The sequence below is a fragment of the Acinetobacter sp. NRRL B-65365 genome, assembly GCF_001605865.1.
GTDB lineage: Bacteria > Pseudomonadota > Gammaproteobacteria > Pseudomonadales > Moraxellaceae > Acinetobacter > Acinetobacter vivianii.
Genome location: NZ_LRPD01000017.1, coordinates 1 through 12681, shown reverse-complemented (window position 1 = coordinate 12681; position 12681 = coordinate 1). Strand labels below are relative to the sequence as shown.

11 protein-coding genes are annotated in these 12681 nt (G+C 41.4%); 4 read left to right on the top strand and 7 right to left on the bottom strand.

Going from position 1 to position 12681, the window contains the following annotated elements:
• Window positions 1–29 precede the first annotated feature (29 nt).
• Together AWW72_RS08660 and ilvD are read right to left on the bottom strand one after the other, a co-directional pair.
• A complete protein-coding gene (locus tag AWW72_RS08660; protein WP_062847074.1) occupies window positions 30–1319 on the bottom strand; it encodes a hypothetical protein in 1290 nt (429 codons plus the stop codon).
• 143 nt (window positions 1320–1462) lie between these two features.
• Complete coding sequence (gene ilvD / locus AWW72_RS08655; protein WP_047429814.1) at window positions 1463–3292, bottom strand: dihydroxy-acid dehydratase; 1830 nt, start codon at window positions 3290–3292, stop codon at window positions 1463–1465.
• A gap of 210 nt (window positions 3293–3502) precedes the next feature.
• Between ilvD and fmt the strand changes: the two genes are divergently transcribed.
• Both fmt and rsmB read left to right on the top strand, forming a co-directional pair.
• Window positions 3503–4465 carry a methionyl-tRNA formyltransferase gene (gene fmt, locus AWW72_RS08650; RefSeq protein ID WP_062847073.1) on the top strand — a complete coding sequence of 321 codons (963 nt, stop codon included), beginning with the start codon at window positions 3503–3505 and terminating at the stop codon, window positions 4463–4465.
• The gene (gene rsmB, locus AWW72_RS08645) at window positions 4462–5760 is read left to right on the top strand and encodes a 16S rRNA (cytosine(967)-C(5))-methyltransferase RsmB (RefSeq protein ID WP_062847072.1); all 1299 of its coding nucleotides are present in this window, start codon (window positions 4462–4464) and stop codon (window positions 5758–5760) included. Before fmt ends, rsmB begins: the two co-directional genes overlap by 4 nt.
• Window positions 5761–5808: 48 nt before the next feature.
• Here rsmB and AWW72_RS19140 read toward each other — a convergent pair whose 3' ends face one another.
• The 3 genes from AWW72_RS19140 to AWW72_RS08635 form a co-directional block, all read right to left on the bottom strand.
• Complete coding sequence (locus AWW72_RS19140) at window positions 5809–5952, bottom strand: methionine/alanine import family NSS transporter small subunit (protein ID WP_004776428.1); 144 nt, start codon at window positions 5950–5952, stop codon at window positions 5809–5811.
• 10 nt (window positions 5953–5962) lie between these two features.
• A complete protein-coding gene (locus tag AWW72_RS08640; protein ID WP_047429807.1) occupies window positions 5963–7441 on the bottom strand; it encodes a sodium-dependent transporter in 1479 nt (492 codons plus the stop codon).
• 371 nt (window positions 7442–7812) lie between these two features.
• Window positions 7813–9255 carry an aldehyde dehydrogenase family protein gene (locus tag AWW72_RS08635; protein ID WP_062847071.1) on the bottom strand — a complete coding sequence of 481 codons (1443 nt, stop codon included), beginning with the start codon at window positions 9253–9255 and terminating at the stop codon, window positions 7813–7815.
• Between the two features lie 132 nt (window positions 9256–9387).
• On the opposite strand from AWW72_RS08635, the gene AWW72_RS08630 reads away from it, so the two are divergent.
• Both AWW72_RS08630 and AWW72_RS08625 read left to right on the top strand, forming a co-directional pair.
• Window positions 9388–10083, top strand: coding sequence for a TIGR04219 family outer membrane beta-barrel protein (locus AWW72_RS08630; RefSeq protein ID WP_004776433.1), 696 nt, complete (start codon window positions 9388–9390; stop codon window positions 10081–10083).
• 434 nt (window positions 10084–10517) lie between these two features.
• Window positions 10518–11480, top strand: coding sequence for a helix-turn-helix domain-containing protein (locus tag AWW72_RS08625; protein ID WP_062847097.1), 963 nt, complete (start codon window positions 10518–10520; stop codon window positions 11478–11480).
• A gap of 66 nt (window positions 11481–11546) precedes the next feature.
• Here the strand turns inward: AWW72_RS08625 and AWW72_RS08620 are convergent, their stop codons facing one another.
• The gene (locus tag AWW72_RS08620; protein WP_062847070.1) at window positions 11547–11855 is read right to left on the bottom strand and encodes an ankyrin repeat domain-containing protein; all 309 of its coding nucleotides are present in this window, start codon (window positions 11853–11855) and stop codon (window positions 11547–11549) included.
• Window positions 11856–11985: 130 nt separating this feature from the next.
• Window positions 11986–12387 (bottom strand): hypothetical protein, encoded by a 402-nt coding sequence (locus AWW72_RS08615; protein ID WP_155858552.1) that lies wholly within the window; start codon window positions 12385–12387, stop codon window positions 11986–11988.
• Between the last annotated feature and the right edge of the window lie 294 nt (window positions 12388–12681).

Sequence of the window (12681 nt, the reverse complement as noted above, 5' to 3'; positions counted from 1 at the left end):
TGCCCTATTCTTATTTTTGGGAGCAAGCCTCAATCAAAAGTTGAGGCCATTTTATATTTTTCTTCCAGCACATTACTGAGAATACTTTCAATCATCCAGACCCGATACAGACTATTGAAGACATAGCTGTGTCCATCAATCCTTAACTCCAATACAGGAAAGTCAGGCTGATGCTTCTGCTGGCACAATTCATCATTCTGTTTTAACTGTGCGTCGATATCCTGTTCGGTCACTTGCTCAATGCCCAGACGTCTCTGCATCCGTTGAAAATGGGCTTTAAACGACAGATCTTTACCTTGTGTCCAGACCGATTCCAGAATCTCATGGATACCATCGACTTGCTGCTCTTCTGGCACACTATAGAACAGTCGTGCCATTTCATAGGTAGCTTCTCTGGTTGGTCGGCAGAACGGGGTAAATGCGACTTGTGTCCGTTTCGATACACGGGTTGCCAGACTCCAGTCAAACCAGTCCCGACCGTGATAACTGAGCGGATAAACCTTCAACTGGATATTATAATAATTGGCCAATTCTTCCTTGATATAAGCCAATAATAACCAGCTCATTGGGTCTTCAAGCGCGATATACAGATCCAGTTCCGGATGTAAAGCCTGCACTTCTGCCAAAGCCTCACCATCGTTAATTAAATGCTCGCGCCACTCGATATGGTTGATCAGGAAAATCGGATTCCCGGTCAGTAATTTCTGTTGTTTTAAACGGCGTGTCAGACGGAGTAAATCATCAACCGCCTGATATTTACGTTCACCAAATTCAAAATAACTGGCGATCACAGGCACATCTTTGAAAATACGCTCAGGATAATCTTGTGGTTTTTGATGCTGGGAGGCCATTGCATATAAGGTACGCAATTTACCGTATTGCTGCTGCCACAACATGTGGAAGACATCTTCGAGCAAATGTAAGAAGTTTTGTTCTCTGAGGGGGGTATTTCTTAGAATTGTTTCAGCTTGTTGTAATGCTTCTGCACTCGGTATTTCAGGGGTTTCATCGAAACCAAAGCGATGCTGCTTGGCAAGGATCTTCGCATCATTTAAACAGTAGCTTTGCCAGTCTTGCTTGGACATGCCATTCGGAGGCTCTGCATCTTGCCTCGAAATAATGACTTTTAAGGGTTTGAGTTCATCACTCAGGATTTCATTGAGCTGATCAAGCTCTTGCACCGCAAGATAGCTATAAACATCGTCTAGACGTAGGTAAATACTTAAACCCTGTTCCGTAGGTAATTCCGCTTGACGAGAAGGTTTCTGGTAGAACCAACTCGATCGTATGGGATCAAACCAACGACGTAACAAAGACATGTCGATAGCCTCTAATGGTCATAAATTGAGATATGGATAAGTTTGCTCAAACCTGAGTCAGAACAGGTGAGCCAATAAGTATGTTCAGTATCTTATAAAATGAGACAAAAGTCCCCCTTAATTGAAAGAGGGACTCAAAGGGATTACAAAACTCGTACTGCGCCTTTGGCTGCGCTGGTCGAATGCATTGCGTAAATCTTCAATGACTTAGACACTTTACGTTTACGTTCTTCCGCAGGATGCCAGCCTTTCGCGTCCTGAACTGTACGGCGATGCGCCATGGTCGCATCATCGATATCAAGGTGAATAGTACGGTTTGGAATATCAATCTGAATGGTATCGCCATCTTCAACCAAACCAATTGCACCACCTTCAGCCGCTTCTGGAGAAACGTGACCAATCGACAGGCCTGAAGAACCACCCGAGAAACGACCATCGGTAATCAAGGCACAGTCTTTACCCAAACCTTTCGATTTCAGGTAACTGGTTGGGTACAACATTTCCTGCATGCCCGGTCCACCACGTGGGCCTTCATAGCGAATGACCACGATATCGCCCGCCACGATTTTATGATCCAGAATTGCTTCTACTGCCGCATCCTGACTTTCAAAAACGCGTGCTGTACCCGTGAATTTCAGGATTGATTCATCCACACCTGCAGTTTTTACGATACAGCCATCTAATGCGATGTTGCCGTAAAGCACAGCCAGACCACCATCTTTAGAGAAAGCATGTTCAGCATTACGAATTACGCCTTTCTCACGGTCACCATCTAGAGTTGAATAATAACGATTTTGCGAGAACGCCACCTGCGTTGGAATACCGCCTGGTGATGAACGATAGAATTCATAAACGTCAGCATCTTCAGTACGGATAATATCCCACTTGTCCAAAGCATGTTTTAACGTTGGTTCATGTACAGTTGGACATGACGTATTAAGCAAATTGGCACGATCCAGCTCACCTAAAATCGCCATGATCCCGCCCGCACGGTGTACATCTTCCATATGTACGTCTTGTTTTGCTGGTGCAACTTTTGACAATACTGGAACCTGACGAGACAAACGGTCGATATCATCCATGGTGAAATCAACTTCGGCTTCGTGCGCCGCTGCAAGTAAATGCAATACGGTATTGGTTGAACCGCCCATTGCAATATCAAGCGTCATGGCATTTTCAAATGCCGCCTTGGTTGCAATTGAACGTGGCAAAATGCTGTCATCATTTTGTTCATAATAACGTTTTGCCAGTTCAACCACTAAACGACCAGCTTTCAAGAATAGCTTCTCACGGTTGGCATGCGTTGCCACGATTGAACCATTACCCGGTAAAGATAGGCCCAATGCTTCAGTTAAACAGTTCATTGAATTCGCGGTGAACATACCAGAACATGAACCACAAGTTGGACATGCTGAACGTTCAAAAGCCTGAACTTCTTCATCGGTATAGCTTTCATCGGCTGCAACCACCATGGCATCAACCAGATCAATTGCCTTTTCATCGCCACGGAATTTCACTTTACCCGCTTCCATTGGCCCACCAGAGACGAACACTACAGGGATATTCAGGCGCATTGCTGCCATCAACATTCCCGGTGTGATCTTGTCACAGTTCGAGATACACACCATCGCATCGGCGCAGTGTGCATTAACCATGTATTCAACCGAATCGGCAATCAAATCACGTGATGGCAGTGAATACAGCATCCCGTCATGACCCATTGCAATACCGTCATCGACCGCAATGGTATTAAATTCTTTTGCCACACCACCAGACGCTTCAATTTCTCTCGCAACAAGTTGACCTAAATCTTTGAGATGCACGTGACCTGGAACAAACTGGGTAAATGAGTTGACCACCGCAATAATTGGCTTGCCAAAATCTTCATCTTTCATACCGGTCGCACGCCATAAACCACGCGCGCCCGCCATATTTCTTCCATGTGTTGATGTTTTTGAACGATAATCAGGCATTTTGTATTCCCAACAAGTTTGTGCTCGAGACGAATAGGACATTCGCTCTGGCGAAATGATACTGAGCTCTCTGCATCATACTACAAGTTATCGTTTAACAGATGACCAACAGGCCTATCTTTTTTTGTACAAAAGCAATTAATCCACCTAATTAGGGACTCATCACTTTTTCGCTTATAATTTGAAGCAAGTTTTAGTTGGATTGTCTTTGTGAAAATCATTTTTGCTGGTACGCCTGAATTTGCGGCAACCGCATTGGCGGCATTATTAAAAACATCACACCAGATCATTGCGGTTTATACCCAGCCTGACCGTAAAGCAGGCCGTGGGCAAAAACTCACCCCTTCTCCTGTTAAACAGTTAGCACTTGAACACGGTTTACCGGTTTATCAGCCTTTGAATTTTAAAGCATCGACAGAAGAAGGCTTGGCAGCTCGCCAAGAACTTGCAGCCCTTGGCGCAGATGTCATGGTCGTGGCCGCTTATGGCCTGATCTTGCCACAAGCAGTTTTGGATACCCCGAAATATGGCTGTTTAAATATTCACGGTTCATTACTGCCACGCTGGCGTGGTGCTGCACCGATCCAACGTGCCATTGCGACAGGCGATGCTGAAACGGGCATCACCATCATGCAAATGGCTGCTGGTCTGGATACGGGCGATATGATGTATAAAACCTATTGTCCAATTACAGCCGAAGATACTTCTGCCAGCTTGCACGATAAACTGGCAGATCAAGGCGCCGAAGCGATTTGTACCGTGCTTGAATCCGAACAAAGCTTGCAGGAATTCATTGAAAAACGTGAAGTGCAAGATGAGGCATTGACAGTCTATGCACACAAATTGGTGAAAGCAGAAGCACGTATTGACTGGAACCAGAATGCGGTACAAATCGACCGTAATATCCGTGCCTTCAATCCGTGGCCTGTGGCGTTTATTCAACTGGATGAAAGCAGTGCCTTACGTGTGTGGGGTTCCATGCTTTCTCAGCATCAAAAAACTGATGCACAAAGCGGTGAGATCCTTGTAATCGATAAACAAGGCGTTCACGTTGCCTGCGGCGACAATACCGCGGTGTGCCTCACCAGTCTGCAATGGCCAGGTGCTAAAGCCCTAAATCCTGTACAAATTGCCCAAACTCAAAAATTGCATATTGGACAAATTCTCCCATGAGCCAATCATCTACAAAAAATTTAAATCTACGTGCACAAGTGGTCAAAACACTTTTGGCCGTTCAAAATGGGCAATCTTTGTCTTCTGTTCTGAATCAACATATCAATATCGTTTCTGAACGTGACCGTGGTTTATATCACGAACTCACTTTAGGCTGTTTACGCCAATGGTTTTCTTTAAAAGCAATTACCCTGCCATTGCTGACAAAACCATTAGACAATGAAGCGCTAGAAAGTTGTTTATATCTTGGTTTATATCAAATTTTATGTACGCGTATTCCTGTACATGCGGCGATTTCAGAAACGGTAAATGCTTCTAAGCAACTCGGTTTTGAGCCAATGAGTGGTTTGGTCAATGCGATTCTGCGTCGTGTTTCACGTGAAACAGCTGAATTTGAAACAGCATTAAATAATACGCATGGTTTACCAAGCTGGTTATTCAAGCGACTTAAAAAAGATTGGCCTGAGCAAGCAGAGTCTCTATGCCAAGCCTTAAAACAAGTCGCACCACTGACTCTACGCATCAATGAACGCCAAGTCAGTCGTAACGAATATTTAGAGATTTTGGACGAAGAGCAGATTGATGCTCGTCCTTGCACGCTTTCAGATGTTGGTATTGTTCTGGAGCAAACAGGCAATATTACCCATTTACCGGGTTTTGAAGAAGGTGGTTTTTCTGTTCAGGATGAACATGCCCAATTGTGCGCGACGCTTTTACCGAACTTAGATAATAAAGTTGTTGTCGATGCCTGCGCTGCACCAGGTGGCAAAACTGCGCATATTCTTGAGCGCTTTAACCCTCAAAAACTGATTGCGCTGGATCATGATGCCAAACGTTTATTGCGTGTTTCTGAAAATTTAGAACGTCTTGCCTTAAATGACAACAATGTTGAGATTATTACCGCTGATGCGACCACTTGGCAGGCACCAGAACCCGTCGATTGTATCGTGCTGGATGCGCCTTGTTCTGCAACAGGTGTGATTCGTCGCCACCCCGATATTCGTCTGTTAAGACAATCAACCGATATCGCGCAAACGGTGGCTTTACAACAACAGATTTTGCAGCAGATGTGGCAACAACTCAAAGTTGGCGGTACTTTGCTATATATCACCTGCTCGATTCTGAAAGCTGAAAATGAGCAACAAATGGCGGCTTTCTTTGTGGAACATGCAAATGCCGAAGAAATCAAAATTGAAGCGGATTGGGGCATTGAACAGCGCTATGGTCGTCAATTACTTCCTTCTGGACAATCAGGCGATGGTTTCTATTATTGCCGAATTAAGAAACTAGCTTAAGCAAAATAAAAAAGCAGGCTTTAGGCCTGCTTTTTTTGAATCTGTTTTTTAAAGCGTATGATGATCTTTCACTTCTTCCAGAACATCATCAAGTTCTTCTGGATTTTTCATCAGATGCAGAATCGATAAAGCCAATCCGCCCCATAAAAATACCATTGAAATGATCATCATCACAATTGCTGAAGTATTCATATCGGCTCTCCTAGCGATCTTTGATTCTACTGAGTACAAGTGCAACGACAGCACAGAAGATTACGCAGCCCCATCCAAATATGCCTTGTAAGCTCATGCTATAACTATCGTAACCGTTTTTCACCAGATTAAACACGGTCATGCTTAAAGTCGTTAACAAGATCAACGATGTAATTACAGTTAAGGTGAAATCCCAACCTTTGCCCAATTGAATGGTCGAAATACGGTTCACGTGATCACGCAGTTCACGCAAGGCAGAACGTTTAAACCAAGCAATACTAATAATTGAAATCAACGCACCACCAATAATACCGATGTTATTGATGAAGTGATCCACGATATCAACCAGTTTAATCGCATTCACACTTGAGAATAAGATGACTGAAACTAGCGCACTACCACCACCAATAATGGTTACGGCTTTAGTACGGCCCCATTTCAACTTATCCTGCATTGCCGCAATTGGCACTTCCAGAATACTCACCATTGAAGAAATACCCGCAACGAAGAGTGATGAGAAGAACAATAAGCCAAATAAGTCAGCACCAGCACCTAAGCTTGAAATGATTTTCGGGAAAGCGATAAACGCTAAACCAATACCACCACTCACCACATCGTGTACTTCTTTACCAGCAGTATGCGCCATAAAGCCCAATGCAGCAAAGATACCAATACCTGCCAAGATTTCAGTTGATGCATTGGCAAAGCCAACAATCAAGCCAGAACCAGTTAAGTTGGTTTTTGGTTTGAGATAAGAGGCATAAGTCACCATGATCCCGAAGCCAACTGACAGCGAGAAGAAAGTATGACCATAAGCCGCTAACCACACTTTATAATTCATCATCGCAGACCAGTTCGGGGTAAAGAATGCATTTAAGCCCTCTGCCGCACCCGGTAAACGTAATGACTGAATCACCAAAATGGTAAATAGAACGAAGAGTAATGGCATGAAAATCTTATTCGACAATTCAACGCCTTTTTTAACACCGCCATATAAAATGATTAAAGTGAGCGCCCAGATCCCAACAATTGGCCAGAACAAATGACTCACGAATTGTAGATCAAAGCCTGTCGCTTTCGAGGTCTGCAAATACGTATTGAAGAAGAAACTTTCAGGATCACTGCCCCATGCCTGACCAATCGAGAAATACACATAACTTCCCGCCCACGTCAGTACGCTGGCATAGTACAAACCGATGATGATACACACACAGACTTGCCACCAACCTAGTGTCTCGCCACCTTTGAATAACGCACGATACGCTTTTGGTGGAGAGTTACGCGCACGATGACCTGTGGCATAGTCTAAAAAGAGAAGAGGTAAACCAGCGGTAATCAACGCCAGTAAATAAGGGATAAGAAACGCTCCGCCGCCATTTTCATAAGCGACATACGGGAACCGCCAGATGTTACCTAAACCTACAGCTGAACCAACAGCTGCAATAATAAAACCAGATCGTGATGTCCAGTTTTCACGAGAATCTGCCATAAAACACCTAAATTTGTCCTGCTGACCTTCCATGCTGCTTTCAGTTTTTTATTATCCAACAGACATGAAAATGCCATAAAAAATCTTGTTTTGTTTGGATGAAACTTCAACCTTGTGAGCTTCTTATTTTCAAGACCAAACAAACAAAAAACCAAACCATCTTCCTTAAAGATTGGGCATTGTTTTTCTGCTTTTAATAGCCGAACAATACCTGTTTTTATTTATTTTTACTGTAAATTCTGCAAGAAAATATCAGCTTTTCAGAACAATTGATTATTTTTCAACTGCCTGTAAATTTGACCTTGCAGTCAATCTATAAAAATCAAGTACATAAAACAGGCAAGCCAAATCCTCACCACGCTTTTCCTCCTCTATTGTTTAATTGCCAAAAGTCTTTGTTCTTGCATATCACGGATAGCTGAATGGATGCCTTCACGACCTAAACCAGAATCTTTTACGCCCCCATAAGGCATATTATCGACACGGAAAGTTGGGACATCATTAATGATGACACCGCCCACATCCAAGTGATCCCACGCATACAGCATTTTATTGAGATTTTGCGTATAGATGCCTGCCTGCAAACCAAAGCGGCTTTGATTAATGGTCGCGATTCCCTGCTCAAATTCCTTAAATTTTTCTAAAATGGCCACTGGGCCAAAAGCTTCATCTTTATAAATTTCCAGCTTGGCATCGACATTTTCCAGTAACACAGGTTCAAACAAAACACCTTGTAGATTGCCACCAAGCAAGACTTTTGCCCCTTTCTTCTCAGCCTTATCAATCCATTTTTTTAAGCGTAATGCTTCCGCCTCTTTAATCATCGGGCCAACCAATGTGGTACTTAAAGCAGGATCATCAGCCTTAATTTTTTTCAGTTTGGCGATGAGTTTCTTTTTCAGCTCAGCATAAATATCTGCATGTACTAAAATCCGTTGTACACTGATACAGACCTGCCCTGCATGCCCATAAGCAGCACTTATCAAGCGATCAATCAAAGCATCATCAATGCTTGTATCCGCATCAATCAGGACTGCTGCATTGCCACCGAGTTCCAGCGTCACTTTCTTGCGACCTGCCCGCGCCTTCATATCCCAACCGACCTGATCTGAACCCGTAAAGCTGAGTAATTTAAAGCGATCATCAGTCACTAAAATATCCGCCGCCTCACGATTACAAGGCAATATCGACCAAGAACCTTTCGGCAAATCCGTTTCAGCCAATACAGCCGCAATCTTTAAGGCACTGATCGGGGTAAAACTGGCAGGCTTCAACACAAAAGGACAACCCGCTGCAATCGCAGGTGCAATCTTATGTGCCACCAGATTGAGAGGAAAATTAAATGGACTAATTAAAGAAACCGCACCAATCGGTACATGCTTCACCATGCCACGAAACTGCGCGGCAGCGGGTGTGACCGCCAAAGGGATTAATTGCCCATCATCGAGCTGCGTCACCGCATCTGCGGCCAACTGAAAAGTATTAATTAAACGTTCTACTTCAGCACTTGCTGCACCACGTGGCTTACCACCTTCCGCAATCAGAATCTCAGTCAGCTCATCCCGCAATTCATTAAAACGCTTTACACAATGCAGTAAGATTTTTTGTTTTTGAAACGGTTTTAAGGCTGCCATCTCAGCTTCTGCCTTCACCGAAGCCGATATCGCTTTTTCAAGCACTTTAGCATCTGCCAATGCGACTCGTGCATAAACAGTATTATTATACTTATCATGGACTTCAAGCCATTGACCTGTTGTAACGGCTTTCCCAGCCACATAAAGCGGATAATCCACCACACTTTGTTTATCCGTCATTATTATTTATTCCTTTATAAAAATTTAAAATTAGACTACTGCATATTTACCAAGATCACTATATGATTCGCCCATTCATAGGTGAATTCACAACAATTCATTACTGTTTTCGATATTAATTAGGATAATGCAATGAAATTATTAAAAATATCAATGCTTGCTTTAGGAACGAGCATTTGTGGTCTGGCGCAAGCCGATGTTATTGGTGTTAAAGGTGACCTCAGCTACTGGAACTACAATGGCGAAGCCAATATGGCCGACCAAAGCGCTGCGCCTGATCAGGATCTTAAACGTAAAGGTTCAGCTCAAGTATCCCTTGCTGTTGAGCATCCAATTCCATTGATTCCCAATGCAAAAATCCGTTATGTAAATTTAAAAACAGAAACGGATAATAAAGTTGCAGGTCAACCTGTTTACGACCTCAACATCGATCATACCGATTTCATTTTATACTATGAAATTTTAGATACGATTGTAAATGCTGATGTCGGTTTAGGGGCAACGAACTTAAATGGTGATGTCAAAACTCTCAACATCAGCAAAACAGATATCGATAAAACTGTACCTGTGATCTATGGATCGGCGGGGGTAAAACTGCCATTTACAGGCTTGAGCGCGAAAGCAGAACTCTTATATAGCAACTTTAATGATGCCAAAATCACGGATGCTCAAGCAGAATTACAATACAACTTTATCGACAATCTACTGGTTGATGTTGGTCTGAAAGCAGGCTACCGTATTTTGGATATCAAGCTAGATGACTATGAAAAAAATGACCTTAAATTTAACTTTAAAGGTCCTTATATTGGCTTAGATGTACATTTCTAAGACCTAAAATATATAAAAAAACGGAATTTTATGATTCCGTTTTTTTATGGAAAATGACTTCTTCCTCATTCATGTACGCCAAAACGTACACAGATCGCAGCCATTGGCGAATATCCCTAACTCAACTTTTCGCCTATTATACAAATCATAGAGAGACAGGAAGTCTCATTGAGAATAATAAGACGCACAGGAAGTGGTCGTTAATAGGATATCAACGACATAAGCTGAATATGAAGAAGCCCCGTCAGGATGATGGGGCTTCTTTTTATCTATCATTTTTATCTGCGATTTAAAGACTTTTAAGATATGCGACTACATCATGATGCTCTGCCATTTCGGCAAGCTTTAAACCCTATACAGAATTTTATATAATTTAATTGATTTATAAATTTACTAAATATAAAATTAATTTAGTAAATAAAAGTGATATTCAAATGGATAGCAAAGCATTTATAGAATTAGCAATGAAATTGCTCTCATGTACTCAAAAAGAACTTGCCACTCGTCTTAACGTTTCTCCCACCCAAATAAGCAAATGGAAAAAAGGAGAGTACATATCATCAGATATGCAAAATAATTTTAAAAAATTATTAAACATTAGTGAATTATCACCTGAATTTATTCTTAGGGCTGGTTCATTAGAAGATGCAAAGAAATGGAATAAATTAATTCATTTTCTTGCAAGAATTGCGCATGACGAAGCTGAAACAGGATATAACACAGAACCTTTACAAGATAATTTTGGAAACTTAAGTTGGCATACATTTCATATACTTAAGCAACTAGGACTTACTTCGCCTTTCTATTTCCCAGTAGAACTAGATATTGACTATGAAAATTCAGATGAGGAAGCATATGAAATATTCATGGAAAATATAGAAAACCATCCTATTTCTCATTTAATTTGGAATATATTTTTAGCTCTAAATGATGTTTACGGTTTTTATGCTGCTTATATCGCAGAAATTATTGATGATGAAAATTTAGATTTATTTGAGACAGATGCAGTCAATATCGAACCTTGTTTAATGGAATTAGCTGCATGTAAAATTGATATTTCAGCAGAAATAGCTCCTAATTTTAATGAATTTAGATATGAAACTTTAGAAAACTATAAGAAATGGCTCAATATTGTTAAAGACAATGCCTTTCGTGCAAATATTCCGCTTAGAGCAGAACTATTAAATCTTATTTATGATTCTCAAGAAGAGATTAGTTATGAAGCTGAAGCAGAAAGCCTTGGCTTTAATGAAAGACGTATTCATCCAGATATTTATATGAACGAATTACTAGTGGGAATGCGCACATTACATCAAGTTTTACCAGTAATTATGAAAAAGTTAGAAATTTACGATGAGTTCAAATTAGACCCATCAGACCTTAAGCTTGGACACTAAAAATATAAAAAGAGGCCCCATCAGAATAACGGGGCTTCTTTTTATCTAATGATTCTTATCTGCGATTTAAAGACTTTTTAGATAGGCAACCACTTCACTATGCTCCGCCATTTCGGCAAGCTGTAGCGCTGTATATTCGCTCTTATACGCCACGTTCGCACCTTTACTCACTAATAGCTTGACTACCGCTAGATGATCATTCTCGGCAGCCGCCTGTAGCGCACTATAGCCTTCATCATCGGTCTGGTTAGGATCACTACCCTCTGCCAATAGTTGCTCTACTTGTTCAACATCACCAAGGGATGCCCAATACACCAGCTCAGGAAGATGTAGTTCATCATCTTCAGGAAGTGGTGAAAAAGAGTTGAGTTTCATAAACAATGATCCAATTTTTAGTGCTAACTAAAATTAAAACTTTAATTTGATGGAAATATATACCTTAAATTTACTTGAGGATTTTAGAGATACCGTGCAAGCGAATATACTCACTGAATTAATTTGTTAATTAGTCATCGGGAGAATAGCCACGCAAACAAGCAGACTGCTTTACGAAACCATCACCTCTATTTGTAGTAAGACAATCTTGATCATAGCCTATCCCCATGTCTTTCAATTCAAATATGACCTCATTGGCACCGATGCGGCTACTTCTTGGTAAATAGGTATGACCCGCGAGTGCGTTAAATGACAAAGTTTTCTTTGCTTCCTTCCACGTCATAGACCCATAATTTACATCCGCTACAGAACGAAGTGTAACTGTATGAGAACCAGGAAGGATATGAAAGCCTTTTGTTAGAGGACGTTGACGAATTATATCTTTACCATCTATCTCTACTAGTTCAGCACAACAGGCCTTTTCACCAATGACCGCAACTTCCGAGAGAGATTTTGGTGCACCATCATACAAAAGACGTTCGCTAGCAGGTAACGGACATCCCACTAGACAAGGTATATCTGTGATAGTGCACCCAGACAATAATAGAGTAAATATAAAAATGACTCTCACGATTTCTCCATATGACTTACAGCTTACATGGCATCACTGCTATATAAATAAAATTAGGTGCTGTATAACAGATTTATACTTTTATATTATTTTATCTCTGTTTTTCTCATATAAAATAACAATATTTTGATTATGCTAAACTTTATTTTTCAAATAAACCCTACTTTCCATTCGCCCAATAAAAAACACCCCCTC

Excerpts from the sequence above, each read along its gene's own strand:
- AWW72_RS08625 (WP_062847097.1), top strand. The coding sequence starts at position 10,518 with ATGGATAGCAAAGCATTTATAGAATTAGCAATGAAATTGCTCTCATGT.
- ilvD (WP_047429814.1), bottom strand. The coding sequence starts at position 3,292 with ATGCCTGATTATCGTTCAAAAACATCAACACATGGAAGAAATATGGCG.
- rsmB (WP_062847072.1), top strand. The coding sequence starts at position 4,462 with ATGAGCCAATCATCTACAAAAAATTTAAATCTACGTGCACAAGTGGTC.
- AWW72_RS08630 (WP_004776433.1), top strand. The coding sequence starts at position 9,388 with ATGAAATTATTAAAAATATCAATGCTTGCTTTAGGAACGAGCATTTGT.
- AWW72_RS19140 (WP_004776428.1), bottom strand. The coding sequence starts at position 5,952 with ATGAATACTTCAGCAATTGTGATGATGATCATTTCAATGGTATTTTTA.
- AWW72_RS08660 (WP_062847074.1), bottom strand. The coding sequence starts at position 1,319 with ATGTCTTTGTTACGTCGTTGGTTTGATCCCATACGATCGAGTTGGTTC.
- AWW72_RS08640 (WP_047429807.1), bottom strand. The coding sequence starts at position 7,441 with ATGGCAGATTCTCGTGAAAACTGGACATCACGATCTGGTTTTATTATT.
- AWW72_RS08635 (WP_062847071.1), bottom strand. The coding sequence starts at position 9,255 with ATGACGGATAAACAAAGTGTGGTGGATTATCCGCTTTATGTGGCTGGG.
- AWW72_RS08620 (WP_062847070.1), bottom strand. The coding sequence starts at position 11,855 with ATGAAACTCAACTCTTTTTCACCACTTCCTGAAGATGATGAACTACAT.